The following is a 23638-nucleotide window of genomic DNA, read 5'->3' as shown; positions in this document are numbered from 1 at the left end:
TAAAAACCCGCAAACCACGCAAACAACCCGGGCACGGCAACTTCGCCAAGGCGTCGGCACGTTATAAAAAAACAAGACAAGAAGTAAGTAACAAGAAATCGCTTACGCGGGACGGGTAAAAATCAGACAAGGCCCGATGAAGTCTCCGACACCGTCAAACGCGGAAATAATCCCGCGAAAAAGACCGCAGCCCCGAAGGGCTGCGAGCACTCAGGACAGTGGTTTTTCGCCGTACCAGCGCGGCGTGTAAACCCAATCGCCACCAGCGGCGCGCGGGAAAGTGCAGGTGGTGGACGAGCCGATCAGCACCATGGTGCGCATGTCTACCTGATCCGGCGTCAGCGCGCCCAATGTGGTGGTGCGCAGCGTCTGGCCCGGGCGACCGATATCGCGCCCCAGCACCACAGGGGTTTGCGCGGTGCGGTGCTGCGCGACGATTTCCAGCGCGCGGCCCAACTGCCAGGGTCGGGCACGGGAGATCGGGTTGTAGAACGCCAGGGCCAGATCGGCCTCGGCCGCCAGATCGAGGCGCTTCTCGATGATCGACCACGGCTTGAGGTTGTCCGACAGCGACATCACACAGAAGTCATGGCCCAACGGCGCACCGGCTTGAGCTGCGGTGGCGAGTGATGCGGAAACCCCCGGGAGGATTTCCAGATCGACACTGTGCCAGGCCGGATCATCCGACTCGTGCAACGCTTCGAGCACCGCTGCCGCCATGGCGAACACCCCGGGATCACCGGACGACACTACGATCACCGAGCGCCCCTGGGCCGCGAGCCTGAAAGCATGACGGGCGCGCTGCATCTCTTCGCGGTTGTCGGTGCAGTGCTGCACTTGATCGGCGCGGAACGGGCCGGCCATACGCACATAGGTTTCGTAACCGAGCACGTCGGTGGCGCGGGCCAGTTCGGCTTTGACGGCGGGCACCATCAGTTCCGCAGCGCCGGGGCCAAGGCCGATCACCGCCAGGCGCCCGCGTGGACGCCCGATAGTCGCCACGTCCAGTGGTTGCTCGGAAATCGCAATGGCAAGGTTGTTCGCGCTGACGACCTGCGCCGCCGGTACTGCCACTGCCGCCAACGCTTGCAGGTCACCTTTTGCGGCAACGAACCGCAGCGGCACGCCGAGTTCAAGCGCCGCCTCACGCAAGCTCGCCGAGGCCATTTCTCCGTCGGCGGCCACCAGACACGCCAACGCTTGCAGCGCGACTTTGGCCTGCTGCAGCGCCGCGCGAACGGCGTTCGCCAGGTCAGCAACGTCGGCACTCACCGCCACCGCGACACTGCGCGGGTAAATCAGCAATTCGTTGACGCTCGATTCACGTTCGGCACTGCTCACATGAATCGAGCGCTGCGCCTGCGGATCTTCCGGCAATTGCGCCTGATCCAGCCACGGCGCCGCGCCTTCGATGCGTACGCTGTGCCCGGCCAGCAGATCGGAAACAAAACGCTTGCCCAGTTCCAGGTCGCCCAGCGCATAACCGCTCGGCGGGTTCAGCAGGCAGGTGCCGAAACGCAATTCGCCGCTGGTGGTAATCGCCGCCGCCACCTGCAACCCGGCCGCAATGTCCCGGGCCATGACGTTCACGCCGCCCAGCCCGCCCAGCAGCGGCACCACCGCGCTGCCGTCTTCGGCCACGGCGAGCACTGGCGGCTCGGCGCCTTTTTCCAGCAACAGCGGCGCCAGCGTGCGGATGACGATGCCGGCGGCGCACAGGGCGATGATCGGCGTGGCCTGCTGATACAGCTCACGCAGGGTTGCGCCGAATTCCGCATAGGTTCGATCAGCGCCTTCGACCCGCCCGGCCAGGCCCAGGACTTGCGCGCCGGGATAGACCTGCTGGATGCGCCGGGCAGTGGCCAGGCTGCCCTGACCGAGGATGACGATGGCTGGCGTGGAAAGATTCATCAGCCTTGCCACCGTTCGCCAGGGACGATGATCAGCGAGAAGTACGGCGAGGACATCGGCTCGACCTGATCCAGCGGCACGATCTTCTGGTTGGCCATGGTTGCGCGCTCGACGTACAGCGCACGCTCGGCCAGACCGAGCTCTTCAAGCACCTGCCGGACTTTCGGGAAGTTGCGCCCCAGCTTCATGATCACCGCCGCGTCGGCATCGGCCAGACGGCGCTTCAGATCCTCATGCGGCAACACGCCGGACAACACCGACAGGCTCTGATTGCGGTACACCAGTGGCGCCCCCAGCACCGAAGCGCCACCGAGCATCGAACACACGCCCGGCACCACGTGGGCTTCGTAGCGGGTGGACAGCCGGTCATGCAGATACATATAGGAGCCGTAGAAGAACGGATCGCCTTCGCAGATCACCGCCACGTCGCGGCCGGCGTCCAGATGCGCGGCCACCGTTTCGGCGGCCTCGTCGTAGAAATCGCTGATCACTTGTTCGTACGACAGCGGAGCCGGCAACGCTTCGGTGGTCACCGGGTATACCAGCGGCAGCAGATTCTGTGCGTCTTGCAGGTGCGCCTCGATGATGCCGAACGCGTTGCCCTTCTTGCCCTTGGCGACGAAGTACGCCACCACTGGCGATTCACGGAGCAAGCGCAGGGCTTTGACGGTAATCAGCTCCGGATCACCCGGGCCAACGCCCAGACCGATCAAACGTCCTTGAGCCTGCATCATTCGACCTCCGTGGCGAGGGCATTCACCGCCGCGGCGGCCATGGCGCTGCCGCCGAGGCGGCCCTGCATGATCACGAACGGTACGCCGCGGCTGTCAGCCGCCAGTGCCGCTTTCGACTCGGCGGCACCGACGAAGCCCACCGGGAAGCCGAGGATCAGCGCTGGTTTCGGCGCACCGGCGTCGAGCATTTCCAGCAGATAGAACAGCGCGGTCGGTGCGTTGCCGATCACCACCACGCTGCCTTCAAGATGCGGACGCCACAACTCCAGCGCGGCAGCGGAACGGGTATTGCCCAGCTCACGGGCCAGCTCCGGCACGCTGTCGTCGCGCAGGGTGCAGATCACTTCGTTGTTGGCCGGCAGGCGGGCACGGGTCACGCCTTCGGAGACCATCCGCGCATCGCACAGGATCGGCGCTCCGGCCGCCAGCGCATCACGCCCGGCCTTGCCCGCGCCCTCGGAGAACTGCAGACCATCGACGGCCTCGACCATGCCGCAGGCGTGGATCACCCGCACCGCGAGTTTTTCCAGGTCGGCCGGGATGCGCGCCAGATTGGCCTCGCTGCGAATGATCGCGAAGGAGTTGCGATAGATCTCCTGACCGTCGCGGATGTAATCAAGCATCAAGGGGGCTCCGAGAGCGGGCGTCGAGCAGGGTCGCGGCCGCTTCAATAGTAAGGTTGCGTGCGTGCAGCGCGCCGAAACCCGGCTGCGTTGCATCGCGAAAATAGAGGTCGTAGCGGCCGGGGCTGACGGCCAGCAAGGTGGCTGGCGCGCGGTGCGCCGCCGCGCAGGAGCGCGGGCAACCGGACAGATGAACGCGCTGCGCCTGGTGTAACAGGGTCGCCAGCATACGAGCGTCGTGCTTGGTGTCGGCCAGGCCTTTGCCGCAGCCAGCGGAGCCGGTGCAGGCGATGATGGTCGACAGCGGGTCAGTGGGTTCTGTGAGCAGGTTCAATTGCTTGAGACCTGCGAGCACCTGAACGGCATCGGTTGCTTTGACGTTGGGCAGCAGCAGGCTTTGCCACGGTGTGAAACGCAAGTGGCCGTCGCCGAACAGACGGGCCAGTTGCGCGGCACCCCGCATCATCGTCGGGTCAAGGCGACCGAGTGGCGGCACCGCGCCGATGTAAACTCGGTTGTCGGTGTGTTGCGGGTGAGCGCCGATGTGCAGATCGTCCGCCGCGCGGACACGTTGCCAGGCGCTGATCGCCTTGATCGGCAGACGCGCCCTGAGCTGTTCAAGAAAAGCCAGTATCGGCAGTTCATCGAGCAAATGGCGCATCCGCGTCTGTTCGGGCCGGGCCAGTTCGAGGAACAACTCCAGCACCGCGACCACCAGCGCATGGCCGTTCTCCAGCGCCACCGCACCGACTGCGCGATCCGTCGGGCAACCGGCCAGACCGAATGCCAGCAGCGTTTCGCCGTCGCGTTCGAATGCCGAAAGCCACACGTCGTGCGGATGTTCGAGCATCGCCAGCGCCTCGCCGCCATCCAGTTGCACGGCGAACTTGGCGCTCAACTCGTGGAAGCGTGGATGGCTTTGCAGGGTGTCGAGGATCTGTTCGGCGAGCGCCCGGGTGTCGACGCGCATCTGCCGGTCAATCCCGGCGGCCGGGCTGAGCATCAGGTTGCGCACATCGTCGCCGGCGGCCGTTCGTGGCCCGAGACCCGCGGCGAGCAGACTGTCGATCAGTGCAGCGGATTGCTGACCGATGCCACGGATTTGCAGGTTGGCGCGATTGGTCGCCTCGATCGCGCCGCCGGCGAACTGCTCGGCGGCATTGGCCACCGCGTCAGCCTGATCGGCGCTGATCGAGCCACCATCGAGCTTGATCCGGCAGATCCCGCCGTCCAGTGCCTGGACGATACGCAGCAACCCCGGACAAGCCGAGGGGCGTAAGGCGGTGGACATCAGGCGTTCGTTCAAGGGGCTGACCGGCTGTGTGGCAAAGGCGCTTCGCGGGCGAAGGCGCGGTATTATGCCTGCTTTGTCCGGCGGCATGAAAAGTCTGCCCGTCGGATCAGCATGTTTAGAGGAATATAGATGTCACCCTGGCTGACGGTTGTGGGTATCGGTGAAGACGGCTTCAAGGGCCTGGGCAAGAATGCCCGGCGCGCTCTGCTGGGCGCCTCGCGGATCGTCGGCGGGCAACGTCAGCTGGACCTGCTGCCGGCGTGCATTCGCGGCGAACGGCAGTTGTGGCCGAGCCCGTTCTCCCTGGCCCCGGTGCTGGAGCAGCGTGGCGCGGCGGTCTGCGTGCTGGCCAGTGGTGATCCGATGTTCTATGGCGTCGGCGCGAGCCTGGCGCGGCAGGTGCCGAGCGACGAGATGCTGATCCTGCCCGCGCCGTCCTCTTGCGCGCTGGCGGCAGCGCGTCTCGGCTGGCCGTTGCAGGAGGTCGTGACGCTGTCGCTGGTGGCCCGGCCGCTGGCGGCACTTAATGCGCAGTTGTTCAGCGGTGTGCGTCTGCTGTTGCTGAGCAATGACGGACAAAGTCCGGCGGCGGTCGCCGCGTTATTGCGCGAGCGTGGTTTTGGCGGCAGCCGTATCAGCGTTCTGGAGCACTTGGGCGGCGACGCCGAACGGCGCATCGATGGCACCGCCAATGACTGGAACGACCCGCCGCTGGCCGACCTGAATATCATCGCTGTCGAATGCCTCGCTGACGCCGATACCCCACACCTGTCGCGCCTCGCCGGCCTGCCGGACTCGGCCTTCCGTCACGACGGCCAACTGACCAAACGTGATGTGCGCGCCATCACCCTGGCGCGCCTCGCGCCGATTCCCGGTGAGCTGCTGTGGGATGTGGGCGGTGGTTGTGGCTCGATCGGCATCGAATGGATGCGCGCGCATCCCGGTTGCCGGGCGCTGGCAATCGAAGCCGACGAAGGCCGTCAGCAGTTGATCGAACACAACCGCGATGCGCTGGGAGTGCCCGGCCTGCAACTGATTCGCGGCCGTGCACCGCAGGCGCTCGCCGGGCTGGAGCGTCCGGACGCGATTTTCATCGGCGGTGGCGTGACCCGTGAAGGGGTGTTCGAAACCTGCTGGGAACAGCTCAAACCCGGAGGCCGGCTGGTCGCCAACGCCGTGACCCTGCAAAGTGAACTGGCCCTGATGAACTGGCGCGAACGCCATGGCGGCGAATTGACCCGCATCCATGTCGCCCAGGCACAGCCGCTGGGCGAGTTCGACACCTGGCGCCAGGCGCTGCCGATCACCTTGCTCGACCTGGTCAAACCTCTCGATGCGTGACGAAACCGCCGAACAACCCGCGCCCCTGCGCAGCGGCCTGACCACCGGCAGTTGCGCCACCGCCACCAGCCTCGCCGCCGCACGTCTGCTGCTCAGCGGCACCTCGGCGGATGCGGTGCAGATCGTCTTGCCCAAGGGCAAGCAAGTGCAGATGCGCCTGGAGTTCTGTCGACTGACCGAAGCCGGCGCGGAAGCCGGGACCATCAAGGACGCCGGGGACGACCCGGACGTGACCCACGGTGCACTGCTCTATTCGCAGGTGCGGCTGCTGGCCGAGCCGGGGATTCGCTTCATCGCCGGCGCAGGGGTTGGCACCGTGACCCGGCCAGGGCTGGTGCTCGGCGTCGGTGAGCCGGCGATCAACCCGGTGCCGCGCAAGATGATCAGCGATCACCTGACGCTGCTCGCCGCCGAGAGCGGTTATGCCGGCGGTTTCGAGGTCACGGTCAACGTCGAGGGCGGCGAAGCGCTGGCGCTGAAAACCATGAATCCGCGTCTGGGCATTCTCGGCGGTCTGTCGATTCTCGGCACCAGCGGCATCGTCCGGCCGTTCTCCTGTGCGGCGTACATCGCCTCGATCCATCAGGGCATCGACGTCGCCAAGACCAACGGCTACCTGCACATCGCCGCGTGCACCGGCAACGCCAGCGAAGACACCATGCGCCGGGTCTACGACCTGCCGGAAATCGCCCTGATCGAGATGGGCGACTTTGTCGGCGCGGTGCTCAAGCATTTGCGCAAAGTGCCTGTGGATAAACTCAGCCTGTGCGGCGGGTTTGGCAAGATCAGCAAACTGGCGGCCGGGCACATGGACCTGCACTCCCGACATTCGAGCATCGATTTGCCGCAACTGGCCGAGTGGGCCGCGGCGATTGGCGCTGATGAGGTTTTGCAGCAAGGCATTCGCGAGGCGAACACCAGTCAGCAGGCCTTGGCGATGGCCAGTGCGGCGGGCATCGCCCTCGGCGATGAAGTCTGTCGCAACGCGCTGAATTTCGCCCGCAGCGTGGTGCCGGCGCAGGTGCAGGTCGAGGTGTTTGCGATTGATCGTCAGGGCGGGATTGTCGGGCATGCCGGAGGTTTTGCATGAAGCGGATAGTGTTGCTTGGCGGCGTGACCGAAGCGCTGGCGATTGCCCGTACGCTCGGGCCAGAACATATCTACAGCCTCGCCGGTGTTGGCCGGGTGCCGACGGATCTGACCTGTCAGGTGCGCGTCGGGGGTTACGGTGGCGCTGAAGGTCTGGCGAAGTTCATTCGCGACGAAGGCATTGATCTGCTGCTCGACGCCACGCATCCCTATGCCGCACAGATCAGCCAGAACGCCGCCAGCGCCGCCCACCTGGCCGGCATCCCCTGCTGGGCCTTGCGCCGTCCGGCGTGGCAGCCGCAGCCTAGTGATGACTGGCGCGAAGTCAGCGACTGGGCCGAACTGATCACTGCCCTCAAACCGTTCCGCCGTCCGCTGTTCACCCTCGGCCGCGAACCACTGCAGCACCTCGACGAAATTCCCGCCGAGCAGTTCTGGACCCTGCGCGCCCTCGACGTCTACCCCGGCAACGAACGCTGCGAAGTGATCGGCGCGCGCGGGCCGTTTCTGCTGGGGGATGAGCGCGCGCTGTTCGAACGGCGGCAGATTGATGTGCTGATCAGCAAGAACAGCGGCAGCACCGCAACCGAGCCGAAGCTGGAAGTGGCCCGGGAGTTGGGGGTACCGGTGATTGTGTTGAAGCGGCCGGGGTTGCCGGGGGTTGATCGGGAGTTTCAGACAACAGCTGAAGTCCTCGCTGCACTTGCCTCCGTCACCCGACTTTGACCAAATGCTGATCTCGAGTACGTCTTCGCGGGCAAGCCCGCTCCCACAGTGGTCGGCGGCGACCGCATAGTCTGTGTATGGCAGGGGCGAAGGCGTGCGATCTGACCGCTCGTTTTCTGAACGTTAAAAAACAGATCAAAAGATCGCAGCCTCGTTCCACTCGTCAGCTCCTACAGGATAGGAGGATGAGTCTGGCGTTGCGAACTTCAACCGCTACACTCCTTTTGATTGATCTGCGACACCAAACCGCACGACGCCTTTTTACTTATCGGCCCTGATCAGGCTAAATAGCCGCGCCTGATCGCCCACCCAACGGATCTGTCCCATGAACCGACACCGGCTAGCCATTGCCTGGATCGCCTGCTTTGCAGTGCTGTTCAACATGCTCGCCATGCCGATGACCGGGGCGATGGCACAGGCGGCCAGTTCACCGGCCGAACAGCTGCTATGGAGCAGTTTCTGCACCGGCAGCGGGACGAAGATGGTGGCGATCAACATCGGCACCACGGAGCAGAAAGCCCCGTCCAACGACAGCCATTCCAACATGCAGCATTGCTGGTGCTGCTCGGGTTCAGCGCCGCTGGTGGCGTTGCCGGGTCATACACCGCAGCTGTATTTCGCCCGCTACGAAAGCAATCGCAGCGTAGCGCCGCCCTCGTTGCAAACACCCACCCCGCGCCAGCAATGGCCGAGCCTCAATCCCCGCGCCTCGCCTCTGGTTTGATTTGTTCTCGCAATTGACCTGCGTATCAAATCGTTCTGGAGAACTGCCATGTTGAACAAACTCATCGTTATCGCTGCGCTGTTGCTGCCGGCGTGCTTTGCCCATGCCCACGAATACAAGGCCGGCGAGCTGGAAATCGCTCACCCGTGGTCACAGGAACTGCCGCCCAACGCACCGAACGTCGCCGCTTACTTCGTGATCAGCAATCCCGGCAAGACCAACGACCGTCTGCTCAGCGTCGATTCGCCGATCACTGATCAAGCGCAGTTGCACGAGCATGTGATGCAGGGCGATCTGATGAAAATGCAGCAGGTGCCCAACGTGCTGATTCCGGCCGGCGGCAAGGTAACGTTCGCGCCGATGGCTTATCACGTGATGCTGCTCAGCCCGAAAGACCGCAGCCTGCTCAGCGACGGCAAGCGCTTCCCGCTGACCCTGCATTTCGAGAAGGCCGGTGATGTAACCGTCGAAGTCGCGGTGCAAAAGAAACCACCGCAAGACAGCATGGCGCACGAACACGCCCAGTAATCGATCCGGCTGACCCCGCCCGTGCGCCCGCAACGCACCGGGGCGTCCAGCAAGCATCGCCAGAGCCAGGCTCTGACCCGCGGTAGCTGGATCGCCCTGTTCGCCATGTTGATGATCTTCATCGGCCCGCTGATTTCTCAGTCGATGCCGATGGATCAGCACGCCTCGACTTCCATGCCGATGCGCATGGACATGTCGATGGACATGCCGGGCATGGATCACGGCGGTCATGACGCGCAGCCCAGCGCCGAACATTGTCCGCCGCAATCCTCGCACCACGCCCTGTGGGAAAAGTGCGGTTATTGCAGCCTGCTGTTCAACTGCCCGGCGCTGACCGGTGGCGGCAGCTTCGCCACGTTCAGCATCGCTCACGTCAACACCTTCACCCCGCCCTCCCCGCGCCTGGGCCATGCCCGGCAAACCTTCTTTCCCGGCGCCCGCACCCGCGCCCCGCCCATCGCCGCGTAAACACCGCACCTTTGATTGCACACGGTTGAGAAGACAGCTCCAGGCTGCCGGCCGTGTCGTTTACGACTGTTTGATGGAAATTGTCATGTCCAGGTTTTCCGCTGTTCCACGTTTGAGCGCTGCTCGGGCGTCCTTCGCTTTGAACGAATCGCGCATTCGTTTCTCGCACGCTACCGCCGTCCTTTGCGGCGTCCTGCTGTCCCCGCTGGTGCTGGCCGATGACCACGCCGGGCACAACGATGAACTCAGTCCAACGGTGATCACCGCGATCGCCCCGAGCTCGCCGTTGACCATCGTCACCAATCCCAAGGACCCACGCCAACCGGTGCCGGCCAGCGACGGCGGCGATTATCTGAAGACCATTCCGGGCTTTGCCCTGGTGCGCAATGGCGGCACCAATGGCGATCCGGTGCTGCGCGGCATGTTCGGTTCGCGCCTGAACATCCTCACCAACGGCAGCATGCTGCTCGGCGCCTGCCCCGGCCGCATGGATGCACCGACCTCGTACATCTCGCCGGAAACCTACGACAAACTCACGGTGATCAAAGGCCCGCAGACCGTGCTTTGGGGGCCGAGCGCCTCGGCCGGCACGGTGCTGTTCGACCGGGAACCGGAAAGCTTCGGCGAACTCGGTACCCGGCTGAACGCGAGCGTGCTGGCCGGCTCCAACGGACGCTTCGACAAGGTTGTCGACGCTGCTGCCGGCGGGCCTTTGGGCTATGTGCGAGTGATCGGCAACACCGCGCACTCCGACGACTATCGCGACGGCAACAACGACACCGTGCCGTCGCGCTACGACAAGTGGAACGGTGACATCGCGCTCGGCTGGACGCCCGACGCCGACACCCTGATCGAACTCACCGCCGGCAAGGGCGACGGCGAAGCGCGCTACGCCGGACGCGGCATGGACGGTTCGCAATTCCTGCGCGAAAGCCTCGGGCTGCGCTTCGAAAAATCCAACATCACTGATGTGCTGGAGAAGTTCGAAGCGCAGGTCTACTACAACTACGCCGACCACGTGATGGACAACTACACCCTGCGCACGCCGTCCGGCACCGGGATGATGGCCGGGCCCATGGCGTCCAACGTCGACCGCCGCACCCTCGGCGCGCGGATCAAGGCAACCTGGCGCTGGGCCGACATCCAGTTGATCACCGGCCTCGACGCACAGACCAACGAGCACCGCCAGCGCAGCGGCATGGGCATCGACACCTACAAGGATCAGCCGTACACCAAGGACGCCGATTTCCATAATTACGGCGTGTTCAGCGAAATGACCTGGTACGCCGCCGACCGTGACCGTCTGATCAGCGGCGCCCGGGTCGACCGCGCGTCGGCCAAGGATTATCGGCAGAGCATTGGCTCCGGAATGATGAGCCGGCCAAATCCGACCGCCGACGACACCCGTGCCGACACCTTGCCAAGCGGCTTCGTGCGTTACGAGCATGACCTCGCCGACAGCCCGACCACGCTGTACGCCGGCCTCGGCCACGCGCAGCGCTTCCCGGATTACTGGGAGCTGTTTTCGCCCAAGTCCGGCCCGGCCGGTTCGCTGAATGCGTTCGACTCGATCAAACCGGAAAAGACCACCCAGTTCGACTTCGGCGTGAACTACAAGACCGCCGAACTCGAAGCCTGGGCCTCGGGCTACATCGGCGTGGTGCGCGACTACATCCTGTTCGACTACACGCCGACGATGATGGGCATGAGCACTTCCAGCGCCGAGAACATCAACGCGCGGATCATGGGCGGCGAACTCGGCGCTGCGTACAAGCTCACCGACAACTGGAAAGCCGACGCGACCCTGGCCTACGCCTGGGGCAAGAACAGCAGCGACGGCAAGGCCCTGCCGCAAATGCCGCCGCTGGATGCGCGTTTCGGTCTCACCTACAGCGAAGACAACTGGAGCGCCGGGGCGCTGTGGCGCGTGGTCGCGGCGCAAAACCGCATCGACCAGAACAAGGGCAACGTGGTCGGCAAGGACTACGACAAGAGCGGCGGGTTTGGCGTGTTCTCGCTCAACGGCGCTTACCGGATCAACAAACACTGGAAGGTCAGTACCGGCGTCGACAACTTGTTCGGCAAGGCTTACGCCGAGCATCTGAACCTGGCGGGCAACGCTGGTTTCGGCTACCCGGCCAACGACCCGCAAGCGATCAATGAGCCGGGGCGCACGCTCTGGACCAAGGTCGACATGAGCTTCTGATAAGAAAAAGTCAAAAGATCGCAGGCTGCGCCAGCTCCTACACAGGAGCGCGCGCCCCCTGTAGGAGCTGCCGAAGGCTGCGATCTTTTGATCTAAAAAAAATGATTCGCCAAGCGGAGCACACGTGATGCAAAAGCCCAAAACGAACTTCTACAACCTGGCCTGGCGCTGGCATTTCTATGCCGGATTATTCGTCGCGCCCTTCATGGTGATGCTGGCCCTGACCGGCATCGTCTACCTGTTCAAACCGCAACTCGATGCGCTGATGTACAGCAGCCTGCTCAACGTTCCGGCCGGGCATCACACGGTGCCGGCCGATGACCTGCTGCAGCGGGTGAAAAGTGCTTATCCACAGGGCCAGATCACCCAGTACCTGCCGCCGGCCAACGCCGAACGCAGCGCGCAGTTCGTGGTGAAGAACGCCGGTCATGAACTCAACGTGTTCATCGATCCGTACCACGGCGACATCCTCGGCGAGCAGGACGCGAAGAAAAACCTGCAAGCCGTCGCCCGCGCCGTTCACGGTGAGTTGATGATCGGCACCGTCGGTGATCGGCTGATCGAACTCGCCGCCGGTTGGGGCGTGGTGCTGGTGGTGTCGGGGGTGTTCTTGTGGTGGCCGCGGGGGCAGGCCGCCGGCATTCTATGGCCACGGCTGAACAGCCGCGGTCGGGTGTTGTGGCGTGATCTGCACGCGGTCACCGGGTTCTGGGGCGCAGCGTTGCTGCTGGTGATGCTGCTCAGCGGCATGACCTGGACCGGGTTCTGGGGCAAGCAGTACGCCCAGGTGTGGAACGTGTTCCCGGCCGCCATGTGGAACAACGTGCCGACCTCCGACGTCGAGGCCGGCAGCCTGAACAACGCTGCGCGCCAGACCGTGCCGTGGGCAATGGAAAACACGCCGATGCCGATGTCCGGCGACCATGCCGAGCACATGGCCCACGGCGGCATGCAACACGGTCCCGCCGCGCCCGCGATCAGCCTGCAAGACGTGCAGAACATTGCAATCGAGCGCAAGGTCGAACCCGGCTACAGCATCACCCTGCCGACCACCGCCACCGGTGTGTTCACCATCGCCGTGTTTGCCGACGACCCGCGTAACGACGCCACCCTGCACATCGATCAGTACACCGGCAAGGTCCTCGCCGATGTGCGCTTCGAGCAGTACGGCGCGGTGGCGCGGGCCACGGAAATCGGCGTGATGCTGCACGAAGGCAAGATGTTCGGCACTTTCAACCAGATTGTCGTGCTGCTGATCTGCCTGATGATCCTGCTCAGCGCCGTCAGCGGTGTGGTGATCTGGTGGAAGCGTCGCCCGCAAGGCAAGTTCGGCGTGCCGCCGCTGCGTCATGACCTGCCGAAGTGGAAAACCGGCGTGGCGATCATGCTGGTGCTGGCGGTGATTTTTCCGCTGGTGGGCGCTTCGCTGGTGCTGGTCTGGTTACTGGATCGCCTGCTGTTGTCGCGCCTGGGGCGCCAACCTGAATCCGCCTCAACTTCATCGTGAAGCAGGCGAGATGCGCGTTTTAGACAGATCTTTAAACTGCCGGGGCTTAATCTCCGGCGATTTTTAGTGTTACTGTATAACGCAAATAGGCCGCTCTGCCCGCAACCAAACGTTGCGGGCTTTCTTTTGAAGAAGTGATTCACCGCCCCGATGAACAAGTACCTCTTGTCCAGTCTCTGCCTGTTCGGCCTGAACAACGCCCATGCCGACAACCAGGCGCTGTTGCTGCCCACCGGCACCATCAGCGCACCGGCCATCGACGACGCAAGCGTCAGCCTGACCACGCCGACCACCGCCGGCTCGCGCCTTTACCTCAACGCCATGCAAACCCCGGCCAGCGTCGAAAGCCTCAGCGGCGAACAGGTCCGCGCCCGTGGCGATCACAGCGTGCAGGACGCCGTGTCGCGCAGCACCGGCATCAGCCGCACCGGTACGCCGGGCAATGGCGGCACCTCGTTGCAGGCACGCGGGTTTACCGGGCAGAGTTCGGTGATGCAGTTGTATGACGGCAACCGCCTGTACACCGGCATGGGCACCGTGACCTTTCCGGTCGATACCTGGTCGGTGGAGCGTGTCGACGTGCTGCGCGGCCCGGCCTCGGTGCTGTACGGAGAAGGCGCGACCGGCGCGGTGGTCAACGTGATCCCGAAGAAACCGTTCGAAGGCGAAATCGAAAACCACCTGCGCGTCGGTTACGGCTCCTACGACCGTCAGCAACAGGCGTTCGACAGCGGTGGCTCGCTGACCGATACCCTGAGTTATCGCCTCAATCTCAATCGCCTGCGCAGCAACGGCTGGATCGATCGTGGCGACTCATCCAGCGATTTCATCAGCGCCGCCCTGCGCTGGCAGGCCACCGATGACCTGGCCTTCACCCTCGCCCACGATTACGGCGACCAGCGCCCGCAGAACTATTTCGGCACGCCGCTGATCAACGGCCGGTTGCACGACAGCCTGCGCAACAAGAACTACAACGTGCGCGACGACCAGCAGCACTACAACGATCAGTGGACGCGCCTGACCACGGATTGGCAGATCAACGACGCGGTCAGTGCCAGCAACGAGCTGTACTACCTCAAGGCTCAACGCCGCTGGCAGAACGCCGAGAACTACAACTTCGACACCGCCACCCAGCAACTCAGCCGCAGCGGCTATTTCGGCATCGGCCACCGACAGGAGCAGGTCGGCGACCGCCAGACCTTCACCTTCAAGCACTCGCTGTTCGGCCTCGACAGCCAGACTGTGACCGGCGTCGATTACAACCGCATCCGCTTCCAGCTCAACAGCAACTCGCCGTTCAACGACGTGCTGCCCAACGGCCAGGCGCTGGATCCGTATCACCCGCAACCGGGCTACTTCGAAAGCGCCAGCCCGTACCGGGATCAGTTCGACAGCACCACGAAACAGATGTCGCTGTTCGGCGAAAACCGCACGCAACTGAGCGAGCGCTGGTCGCTGGTGACCGGTGTGCGCCGCGATTACGTGCAGGTGGATCGCACCAACCTGATCGACGACAGCCAGAGCGACAAGACCCTGACCGGCAATAACTGGAAGGCCGGACTGGTGTTTGCGCTGACGCCGGAGACTTCGTTCTACGGGCAGGTCGCGACCAGCACCGACGGCATCGGCGGCCTGATTTCCCTGAGCCCGAGCCAACAGCAATACGACCTGTCGAGCGCACGCCAGACCGAGGTCGGCCTGAAGCAGTTGTTCTGGGATCAGCGCGGCGAGTTCACCCTGGCGGCCTATCGCATCGTCAAGAAGAAGCTGCTGACCGACGATCCGGGCAATCCGACCCACAAGCAGCAGGTCGGTCAGCAATCGTCCAACGGCCTGGAAGCCAGCCTTGATCTGCAACTGCCGCACGCCTGGCAATTGCAGGCCAACGCCGCGATCGTGAAGGCCAAGTACGACGATTTCTCCGAGGTGGTCAACGGGCAAACCCTGTCATACAACGGCAACCGCCCGGTGGACGTGCCTCGGCGTACCGCCAACCTGTGGCTGAACAAAACCCTCAGCGATGACCTGAAGGCCGGCGCCGGCGTGCGCTATGTCGATGCGCGCTACGCCGACATGGGCAACCGCAACGAGTTGCCGAGTTACACCGTGGTCGATGCAACACTGTCGTGGCAAGCCCTGCGCAACACCACGCTGGGCCTGCAACTGAACAATCTGTTTGACCGCCAGTACGCGCAAAGCCAATACAATGCGGGCCAGCAATGGATGCTCGGCGAGCCGAGATCGTTCTTCGTCACGGCGGATTACACCTTTTGACCCAATCCCTGTAGGAGCTGCCGCAGGCTGCGATCTTTTGATCTTGATCTTTCAAAAGATGGCAGCCTGCGGCAGCGCCTGCAGGGGCAAGCATCGCTTTATGAGAATTTGATGACCTCGCTAAACCTCACCAACCTCGCCTGGACACCTCTGGGCCACGGCCACTGCCATCACCAGTTCCAGCTGCGTGACGCCTCGTTGCGGGTGGCCGCCGGTGAGTTTGTCGGTTTGATTGGCCCCAACGGCAGCGGCAAGACCAGCCTGCTGCGCTGCGCCTATCGCTTCAGCCAACCGGAACACGGTGAGGTCCGACTCGACCATCACAACGTCTGGAAACAGTCCTCGCGCTGGTGCGCGCAACGCATCGCCGTGGTCCTGCAGGAATTCCCCGACGCCTTCGGCCTGACCGTCGAAGAGGTCGTCGCCATGGGCCGCACACCGCACAAAGGCCTGTTCGATGGCGACACGCTGGAAGATCGCAACCTTGCCACGCAAGCGCTCAAATCCGTCGGCCTCGACGGCTTCGAAGAACACGCGTTCGCCACCCTGTCCGGCGGTGAAAAACAACGGGTAATCCTCGCCCGGGCACTGACCCAGCAACCGCAACTGCTGATCCTCGACGAGCCGACCAACCACCTCGACCCGCGCTATCAACTCGAACTGCTGCAACTGGTCAAGCGCCTGCAGATCGGCACTCTCGCCAGCATCCACGACCTGAACCTCGCGGCGGCGTTCTGCGACCGACTGTATGTGATCAACCACGGACGCATCGTCGCCAGCGGCACGCCGCAAGAGGTGCTCACCACCAAGCTGCTGCGCGATGTGTTCGGCGTCGAGGCGCTGATCGACTCCCACCCCCTCCACGGCTACCCGCGAATCACCTGGATAACCCGACCATGACTGTGCGTTCCCTGCTTTGCGTCGCTCTTCTGTTGTGCAGTGCCCAGGCCTCGGCCGAAGCCACGAAATACCCGCTGACCGTTCACAGCTGCAACCGTGACGTGAGCTTCAGCGAGGCGCCGAAACACGCGGTCAGCCACGACATCAACATGACCCAGATGATGCTCGCCCTCGGCCTCAAATCGCGCATGGCCGGGTACAGCGGTGTCAGCGGCTGGAAGTCGGTGACGCCCGAGATGCAGTCGCTGCTCGACGGTTTGCCGGAGCTGGCCGCGAAGTACCCGTCGGTGGAAACCCTGCTCAATGCCAACGTCGATTTTTTCTTCGCCGGCTGGGATTACGGCATGCGCGTCGGCGGTGACCTCACCCCGCAGACTCTGCAGCCGCTGGGCATCAACGTGTACGAACTGACCGAATCCTGCGCCTTCGTGATGAAGCGCCCGGCGGCGACGCTGGAGGATACCTACAACGACTTGCGCAATCTCGGCCAGATCTTCGACGTGCAGGATCGCGCCAACGCACTGATCGCCGACATGCAGCAGCAGGTTGCCGAGATCCGCAAAGACCTGCCCGCCGACAAGCCGCGCGTGTTCCTCTACGACAGCGGCGAAGACCGCGCCATGACCTCCGGCCGCCTCGGCATGCCGCAAGCGCTGATCGATGCCGCCGGTGGGCGCAACATTCTCGATGACGTCGACGCGAGCTGGACCCGGGTCAACTGGGAGACCGTGGTCGAACGCAATCCGCAGGTGATCGTGATCGTCGACTACAGCGAAATCACCGCCGAGCAGAAGATCGAATTTCTGCTGAAGAACCCGGCGCTGCAATCGGTGGAAGCGATCAAGAACCAGCGCTTCATCGTCATCCCTTATGTGCAGGCCACGCCGGGGATCGATAACGTGCTGGCGGTGGAAACCCTGGCCAAGGGGTTCCACGGCGAATGATCGACCGTCGCTACGCCCTGCTGCTGACCGCCCTCGGCGCCCTGTTGCTGGTGTCGTGCGTGGTCTCGCTCGGCTTTGGTCCGGCGCGGGTGCCGGTAGACGTGGTGTGGCGGATTCTGCTGCACAAGACCTTCGGCCTCGGCGAGGTGAGCTGGAACGCCGGGCAGGAACACATCGTCTGGCTGATCCGTGTGCCGCGCATGCTGCTCGGTGCGTTGGTCGGCGCCGGGCTGGCCTTGATCGGCGCGGTACTGCAAGCGGTGACGCGCAACCCACTGGCCGATCCGCACCTGCTTGGCGTCACCTCCGGCGCGACCCTGGGCGCAGTGATCGTGGTGCTGCACATCGGTGAGATCGTCGGCCTGCTGACCTTGCCGATTGCCGCGTTCATCGGGGCATTGCTGAGCATGTTTCTGGTGCTGGGCATTGCCAATCGGCAGGGCCGGCTCGACAGCGATCGCTTGCTGCTGTGCGGTGTGGCGGTGTCGTTCGTGATGATGGCAATCGCTAACCTGCTGCTGTTCATGGGCGACCACCGAGCCAGTTCGGCGGTGATGTTCTGGATGCTTGGTGGTCTCGGTCTGGCGCGCTGGGAACTGCTGGCGGTGCCGGCCCTGAGCGTGTTGCTCGGCCTCGGTTTGCTGCTGGGCATGGCCCGCCCGTTGAACGCGCTGATGGCCGGCGAGCAGACCGCCGTGACCCTCGGCCTGAATGCCCGGGCGGTGCGTTTGCGGGTGTTTGTGATCGCCTCGCTGATGACCGGCGTGCTGGTGTCGATCAGTGGCTCGATCGGTTTTGTCGGGCTGATGGTGCCGCACATTGCCCGGCGTCTGGTCGGCGCCGAGCACCGGCGATTGCTGCCGGCCTGTGTACTGCTCGGCAGCCTGTTTCTGGTGTGGGTCGATGTCGCCGCGCGGACCCTGATCGCGCCGGAAGACCTGCCTATCGGCGTCGCCACCGCGGCTATCGGCGGCCTGTTCTTCATCGGCCTGATGCGCCGCCGCTGATCCAGCACAATCAACTTGTAGGAGTGAGCCTGCTCGCGATGACGGCGGCACATTCGACATCAATGTGGATGACAGAACGCCATCGCGAGCAGGCTCACTCCTACAGGGGACAGTGTTGTCCTTGAAATCGCGCCCCAATCTGGCGCGGCCGCCTGCACCAACGCTCCACCCGCGTCCCTTCATGGTGCACCCCGCCCGCGCGCAACCGCTCTAAACCGACATTTTCCTGCCCGATCCCGACCGGGCACAGCCCTTGCAAAACACACCTTCAGTCGTCCGCATCTGCCAACCAGAAAAATTAAACGTTCATGGAGATCGCACAATGAAGCGTCGCAGTTTGATCAAGGCTTTCACTCTCACGGCATCCATTGCCGCGATGGGCATGACCTGGACTGTCCAGGCTGCCGAGACCATCAAGGTCGGGATTCTGCATTCGTTGTCCGGGACCATGGCGATCTCCGAAACGTCGCTCAAAGACATGGCGCTGATGACCATCGACGAGATCAATGCCAAGGGCGGGGTGAACGGCAAGATGCTCGAACCGGTGGTGGTCGACCCGGCGTCGAACTGGCCGCTGTTTGCGGAAAAGGGCCGGCAGTTGCTGACCCAGGACAAAGTCGCCGTGGTATTCGGCTGCTGGACCTCGGTGTCGCGTAAATCGGTGTTGCCGGTGTTCGAGGAACTCAACGGCCTGCTGTTCTACCCGGTGCAGTACGAAGGCGAAGAGATGTCGCCAAACGTGTTCTACACCGGCGCCGCGCCGAACCAGCAAGCGATCCCGGCGGTGGAATACCTGATGAGCGAAGAAGGCGGCAGCGCCAAGCGTTTCTTCCTGCTCGGCACCGATTACGTCTACCCGCGCACCACCAACAAGATCCTGCGCTCGTTCCTGCACTCCAAAGGCGTGGCCGACAAGGACATCGAAGAGGTCTACACCCCGTTCGGCCACAGCGACTATCAAACCATCGTCGCCAACATCAAAAAATTCTCTGCGGGCGGCAAGACTGCGGTCATCTCCACGGTCAACGGCGACTCCAACGTGCCGTTCTACAAAGAGCTGGCCAACCAGGGCCTGAAGGCCACCGACGTGCCGGTCGTGGCGTTCTCGGTCGGCGAAGAAGAACTGCGCGGCATCGACACCAAGCCGCTGGTGGGCAACCTCGCGGCGTGGAACTACTTCGAGTCCGTCGAGAACCCGGTGAACAAGAAGTTCGTCGCGGACTGGAAGGCCTACGCCAAGAAACACAACCTGCCGGGCGCCGACAAAGCCGTGACCAACGACCCGATGGAAGCCACCTACGTCGGCATCCACATGTGGGCGCAGGCGGTGGAGAAAGCCAAGTCCACCGACGTCGACAAGGTCCGCGAAGCGCTGGCCGGCCAGACTTTCGCCGCGCCATCGGGCTACACCCTGACCATGGACAAGACCAACCACCACCTGCACAAGCCGGTGATGATCGGCGAGATCCAGAACGACGGTCAGTTCAACGTGGTGTGGCAGACCGAAGGGCCGATCCGCGCGCAACCGTGGAGTCCGTTTATCGATGGCAACGACAAGAAGCCGGATTATGCGGTGAAGAGCAACTGAGCTATTGGATGTCAGTCCTGCGCCTGGCGTGGGGCTGATGCAATTCCCTGTGGTAGCGAGCTTATGTGGCGAGGGGATTTATCCCCGATGGGTTGCGAAGCAGCCCCAAATCCAGCAGTCGCGGTGTATCAGATTGATCGCGTCGGCTGATTTCGCGACTGCTTCGCAGCCGATCGGGGATAAATCCCCTCGCCACATAAGCTCGCTCCCACAATGTCCGCGTCAAGGCGACTGACTATGCCCACTGCTTTCTACCGCTTTATCTGCGTCATCGCACTTTTGCTGCCGATGATGGCCCACGCCGGCGACGCCGAAGACTTCGTCGCCGCCAATCCCGTGCAACAAGCCAAACTGCTGGAAGCCTGGGCCGCGCAGCCCGAGCCGGCGCGTGTCGAGCTGATCAACGCCCTGCAACAAGGCGAACTGACCCTCGACGGCCAAACCAAAACCCTGCGCCTGAACAACCGCCTGCGGGGCCTGATCGACACTGCACTGGCCAGCCACCAATTGCTCGCCGCCGACGCCAAAATCCGTCTGAGCGCCGCGCAGCAATTGCAGAAAAGCGCAAAACCCGCGCAGCTGAAATTCCTCGACCAGCAACTGGCTGGCGAAAAAGACCCTGGCGTTCACGACGCCCTGAGCCTGGCCCTGGCCAATCTGCAACTGGTGGATGCCGACCCGGCGGTGCGTCTGGCCGCCGTGCGCCTGCTCGGTGAAACCGGTGACCCACTGGCCCGCACCCGCCTCGAAGGCTTGCTCGAACCCGGCGTCGAAACCGATCCCGGCGTGCGCACGGCCGCCGAAACCAGCCTCGCGCAGGTCAAGCGCAAACTGCTGATCGGCGAAGTGTTGGGTCAGGCGTTCAGCGGCATGTCGCTTGGTTCGATCCTGCTGCTGGCGGCACTCGGTCTGGCGATCACCTTCGGCCTGCTCGGGGTGATCAACATGGCCCACGGCGAGATGCTGATGCTCGGTGCCTACTCGACCTACGTGGTGCAGTTGATGTTCCAGCGCTACGCCCCGCAAGCCATCGAGTTCTATCCGCTGATCGCGCTGCCGGTGGCGTTCTTTGTCACGGCGGCGATCGGCATGGCGCTGGAACGCACGGTGATTCGTCACCTCTACGGCCGGCCGCTGGAAACCCTGCTCGCCACCTGGGGCATCAGTCTGATGCTGATCCAGTTGGTGCGCCTGCTGTTCGGTGCGCAGAACGTTGAAGTGGCGAATCCGGCGTGGCTGTCCGGCGGCATCCAGGTGCTGCCGAATCTGGTGCTGCCATACAACCGCATCGTGATCATCGCCTTCGCCTTGTTCGTGGTGGTGCTGACCTGGCTGTTGCTGAACAAGACGCGCCTGGGCCTCAACGTGCGCGCGGTCACGCAGAACCGCAACATGGCCGCCTGCTGCGGCGTGCCCACCGGGCGCGTCGACATGCTCGCCTTCGGCCTCGGCTCGGGCATCGCCGGCCTCGGTGGCGTGGCGCTGAGCCAGATCGGCAACGTCGGCCCGGACCTCGGCCAGAGCTACATCATCGATTCGTTCCTGGTGGTGGTGCTCGGCGGTGTCGGGCAACTGGCCGGCAGCGTGCTGGCGGCGTTCGGCCTCGGTATCGCCAACAAGATTCTTGAGCCGCAGATCGGTGCGGTGCTGGGCAAGATCCTGATCCTCGCGCTGATCATTCTGTTCATCCAGAAACGTCCGCAAGGCCTCTTCGCACTGAAAGGACGGGTGATCGACTGATGAACCAGCCTCTATTAGTTACAGCCACGCAAAAGGCCGGGCCGAGAGTCACGCTGGCGGTCGGCGCGGTGATTCTTGCGCTGCTGATCGCCCTGCCGCTGCTCTCGCTGCTGTCGCCGGACAGTGCGCTGCACATCTCGGCCTACACCCTGACGCTGGTCGGCAAGATCCTCTGCTATGCCATCGTCGCCCTGGCGCTGGATCTGGTCTGGGGTTACGCCGGCCTGCTGTCGCTGGGCCACGGCTTGTTCTTCGCTCTCGGCGGCTATGCGATGGGCATGTACCTGATGCGCCAGGCCGCCGGTGATGGCTTGCCAGCGTTCATGACCTTTCTGTCGTGGACGGAGTTGCCGTGCTACTGGAGCGGCACCAGCAGCTTTGTCTGGTCGATGTGTCTGGTGGTGTTGGCACCCGGCCTGCTGGCGCTGGTCTTCGGTTTCTTCGCCTTCCGCTCGCGGATCAAGGGCGTGTATTTCTCGATCATGACCCAGGCCCTGACCTTCGCCGGCATGCTCCTGTTTTTCCGCAACGAGACCGGCTTCGGCGGCAACAACGGCTTCACCAATTTCCGCACGATTCTCGGTTTCGGCATCACTGAACCGGGCACCCGCGCGGTGCTGTTTCTGGCCACGGTGTTGCTGCTGGTGGCGAGCCTGTTCATCGGCTGGCGCCTGGCGCAGAGCAAGTTCGGCCGGGTACTGACCGCGCTGCGCGATGCGGAAAACCGACTGATGTTCTGCGGCTACGACCCGCGTGGTTTCAAGCTGTTTGTCTGGGTCCTGAGCGCGGTGCTGTGCGGTTTGGCCGGTGCCTTGTATGTGCCGCAAGTGGGGATCATCAACCCCAGCGAAATGTCGCCAACCAACTCCATCGAAGCGGCGGTCTGGGTCGCCCTCGGCGGGCGCGGAACCTTGATCGGCCCGTTGCTCGGCGCTGGTGTGGTCAACGGCATGAAGAGCTGGTTCACCGTGGCCTTTCCCGAGTACTGGCTGTTCTTCCTCGGCGCGCTGTTCATTGTTGTGACGTTGTATTTGCCCAAAGGTGTGATCGGTCTGCTGAAGAAACGAGGTGAGCAATGAGAGTGACAGCAACGGCTGAATTCATGCTGGAACCGGCGTTCTTTCCCGTCGAACCGAACAAGGATGAAGGCACCAGCCGCGATTCCATCGGCCTCGGCCAACGGGTCGGCCCGGGTCTCGACACCCGGCACGGCACGATCCTGACCCTGGAAGACATCAGCGTCAGCTTCGACGGCTTCCGCGCCCTGAACGATCTGAACCTGTACATCGGCGTCGGCGAATTGCGCTGCATCATCGGCCCCAACGGCGCGGGCAAGACCACGCTGATGGACGTGATCACCGGCAAGACTCGCCCCAGCCACGGCAAGGCCTGGTTCGGCGAAACCCTCGACCTGACGCAGATGAGCGAAGTGCAGATCGCCCAGGCCGGGATCGGGCGCAAGTTCCAGAAGCCTACGGTGTTCGAAGCCCTCAGCGTGTTTGAAAACCTGGAGCTGGCGCAGAAAACCGACAAGTCGGTGTGGGCCAGCTTGCGTGCACGCTTGAGCGGTGAGCAGCGTGATCGCATCAGCGAAGTGCTGGAAACCATTCGCCTCACCTCTTCAGTCAATCGCCCGGCGGGCTTGCTGTCCCACGGCCAGAAGCAGTTTCTGGAAATCGGCATGCTGCTGATGCAGGACCCGCAACTGTTGCTGCTCGACGAACCGGTGGCGGGCATGACCGATGCCGAAACCGAATTCACCGCCGAGCTGTTCAAGTCGCTGGCCGGCAAGCATTCGCTGATGGTGGTGGAGCACGACATGGGCTTTGTCGGCTCGATCGCCGACCACGTAACGGTGCTGCATCAGGGCAGCGTGCTGGCCGAAGGGTCGCTGGAACAGGTGCAGGAAAACGAGCGGGTGATCGAGGTCTACCTCGGCCGCTGACGATCCATCCCCTGTAGGAGCTGCCGCAGGCTGCGATCTTTTGATCTTGATCTTAAAAACAAGATCAAAAGATCGCAGCCTGCGGCAGC

Annotated in this window: 20 protein-coding genes; 16 read left to right on the top strand and 4 right to left on the bottom strand. The window is 63.6% G+C overall.

The genetic code is table 11. From position 1 onward, the window contains the following. Window positions 1–210: 210 nt before the first annotated feature. The 4 genes from cobJ to cobG are packed head-to-tail and all read right to left on the bottom strand — an operon-like array spanning window position 211 to window position 4559. Window positions 211–1911, bottom strand: a complete 1701-nt coding sequence (gene cobJ / locus HBN98_RS18350) for a precorrin-3B C(17)-methyltransferase (protein WP_083367139.1) — start codon at window positions 1909–1911, stop codon at window positions 211–213. After that, window positions 1911–2645: a precorrin-2 C(20)-methyltransferase gene (locus HBN98_RS18345; protein WP_151101734.1), complete on the bottom strand. Its 735-nt coding sequence runs from the start codon at window positions 2643–2645 to the stop codon at window positions 1911–1913. The genes cobJ and HBN98_RS18345 overlap by 1 nt, the downstream gene beginning before the upstream one ends. Further along, window positions 2642–3268, bottom strand: a complete 627-nt coding sequence (locus HBN98_RS18340; RefSeq protein WP_064585772.1) for a precorrin-8X methylmutase — start codon at window positions 3266–3268, stop codon at window positions 2642–2644. The genes HBN98_RS18345 and HBN98_RS18340 overlap by 4 nt, the downstream gene beginning before the upstream one ends. Next, window positions 3261–4559: a precorrin-3B synthase gene (cobG, locus tag HBN98_RS18335; protein WP_275941927.1), complete on the bottom strand. Its 1299-nt coding sequence runs from the start codon at window positions 4557–4559 to the stop codon at window positions 3261–3263. The genes HBN98_RS18340 and cobG overlap by 8 nt, the downstream gene beginning before the upstream one ends. A 132-nt stretch (window positions 4560–4691) precedes the next feature. Here cobG and cbiE point away from each other — a divergent pair, with 132 nt between their 5' ends. The 16 genes from cbiE to urtD all read left to right on the top strand — a co-directional run bounded on the left by cbiE (window position 4692) and on the right by urtD (window position 23549). Next, the gene (gene cbiE, locus HBN98_RS18330) at window positions 4692–5903 is read left to right on the top strand and encodes a precorrin-6y C5,15-methyltransferase (decarboxylating) subunit CbiE (RefSeq protein ID WP_083367141.1); all 1212 of its coding nucleotides are present in this window, start codon (window positions 4692–4694) and stop codon (window positions 5901–5903) included. Further along, the gene (locus tag HBN98_RS18325) at window positions 5896–6993 is read left to right on the top strand and encodes a cobalt-precorrin-5B (C(1))-methyltransferase (RefSeq protein WP_083367142.1); all 1098 of its coding nucleotides are present in this window, start codon (window positions 5896–5898) and stop codon (window positions 6991–6993) included. The genes cbiE and HBN98_RS18325 overlap by 8 nt, the downstream gene beginning before the upstream one ends. Beyond that, on the top strand, window positions 6990–7718 hold the full coding sequence (locus HBN98_RS18320) for a cobalt-precorrin-6A reductase (RefSeq protein ID WP_083367143.1): 729 nt from the start codon (window positions 6990–6992) through the stop codon (window positions 7716–7718). The genes HBN98_RS18325 and HBN98_RS18320 overlap by 4 nt, the downstream gene beginning before the upstream one ends. Before the next feature lie 325 nt (window positions 7719–8043). Beyond that, a complete protein-coding gene (locus HBN98_RS18315; protein ID WP_064585766.1) occupies window positions 8044–8442 on the top strand; it encodes a DUF2946 domain-containing protein in 399 nt (132 codons plus the stop codon). Window positions 8443–8490: 48 nt separating this feature from the next. Further along, window positions 8491–8970: a copper chaperone PCu(A)C gene (locus tag HBN98_RS18310; protein WP_083367144.1), complete on the top strand. Its 480-nt coding sequence runs from the start codon at window positions 8491–8493 to the stop codon at window positions 8968–8970. A 21-nt stretch (window positions 8971–8991) separates the two neighbouring features. Then, window positions 8992–9438, top strand: coding sequence for a DUF2946 domain-containing protein (locus tag HBN98_RS18305; protein WP_083367145.1), 447 nt, complete (start codon window positions 8992–8994; stop codon window positions 9436–9438). Window positions 9439–9523: 85 nt separating this feature from the next. Further along, window positions 9524–11644 carry a TonB-dependent copper receptor gene (locus HBN98_RS18300; protein ID WP_083367146.1) on the top strand — a complete coding sequence of 707 codons (2121 nt, stop codon included), beginning with the start codon at window positions 9524–9526 and terminating at the stop codon, window positions 11642–11644. A 127-nt stretch (window positions 11645–11771) separates the two neighbouring features. After that, the gene (locus HBN98_RS18295; RefSeq protein ID WP_083367147.1) at window positions 11772–13151 is read left to right on the top strand and encodes a PepSY-associated TM helix domain-containing protein; all 1380 of its coding nucleotides are present in this window, start codon (window positions 11772–11774) and stop codon (window positions 13149–13151) included. Between the two features lie 150 nt (window positions 13152–13301). Then, window positions 13302–15425, top strand: a complete 2124-nt coding sequence (locus tag HBN98_RS18290; protein WP_083367148.1) for a TonB-dependent receptor — start codon at window positions 13302–13304, stop codon at window positions 15423–15425. A 111-nt stretch (window positions 15426–15536) separates the two neighbouring features. Further along, a complete protein-coding gene (locus HBN98_RS18285) occupies window positions 15537–16325 on the top strand; it encodes an ABC transporter ATP-binding protein (RefSeq protein ID WP_083367149.1) in 789 nt (262 codons plus the stop codon). After that, window positions 16322–17269: an ABC transporter substrate-binding protein gene (locus HBN98_RS18280; protein WP_083367150.1), complete on the top strand. Its 948-nt coding sequence runs from the start codon at window positions 16322–16324 to the stop codon at window positions 17267–17269. The genes HBN98_RS18285 and HBN98_RS18280 overlap by 4 nt, the downstream gene beginning before the upstream one ends. Then, a complete protein-coding gene (locus HBN98_RS18275) occupies window positions 17266–18276 on the top strand; it encodes a FecCD family ABC transporter permease (protein ID WP_083367151.1) in 1011 nt (336 codons plus the stop codon). The genes HBN98_RS18280 and HBN98_RS18275 overlap by 4 nt, the downstream gene beginning before the upstream one ends. Before the next feature lie 322 nt (window positions 18277–18598). After that, a complete protein-coding gene (gene urtA, locus HBN98_RS18270; RefSeq protein WP_064585757.1) occupies window positions 18599–19864 on the top strand; it encodes an urea ABC transporter substrate-binding protein in 1266 nt (421 codons plus the stop codon). A 237-nt stretch (window positions 19865–20101) separates the two neighbouring features. Then, window positions 20102–21604, top strand: coding sequence for an urea ABC transporter permease subunit UrtB (urtB, locus tag HBN98_RS18265; protein ID WP_083367152.1), 1503 nt, complete (start codon window positions 20102–20104; stop codon window positions 21602–21604). Continuing rightward, on the top strand, window positions 21604–22683 hold the full coding sequence (gene urtC / locus HBN98_RS18260; protein ID WP_083367153.1) for an urea ABC transporter permease subunit UrtC: 1080 nt from the start codon (window positions 21604–21606) through the stop codon (window positions 22681–22683). Before urtB ends, urtC begins: the two co-directional genes overlap by 1 nt. Then, window positions 22680–23549: an urea ABC transporter ATP-binding protein UrtD gene (gene urtD / locus HBN98_RS18255; protein ID WP_064585754.1), complete on the top strand. Its 870-nt coding sequence runs from the start codon at window positions 22680–22682 to the stop codon at window positions 23547–23549. Before urtC ends, urtD begins: the two co-directional genes overlap by 4 nt. The last annotated feature ends 89 nt before the right edge of the window (window positions 23550–23638 follow it).

Origin of the sequence: Pseudomonas koreensis, from assembly GCF_012986595.1 — a bacterium.
Classification (GTDB): domain Bacteria; phylum Pseudomonadota; class Gammaproteobacteria; order Pseudomonadales; family Pseudomonadaceae; genus Aquipseudomonas; species Aquipseudomonas koreensis.
The sequence above is the reverse complement of the archived record's forward strand: the minus strand, read 5'-3'. Positions and strand labels throughout refer to the sequence as shown.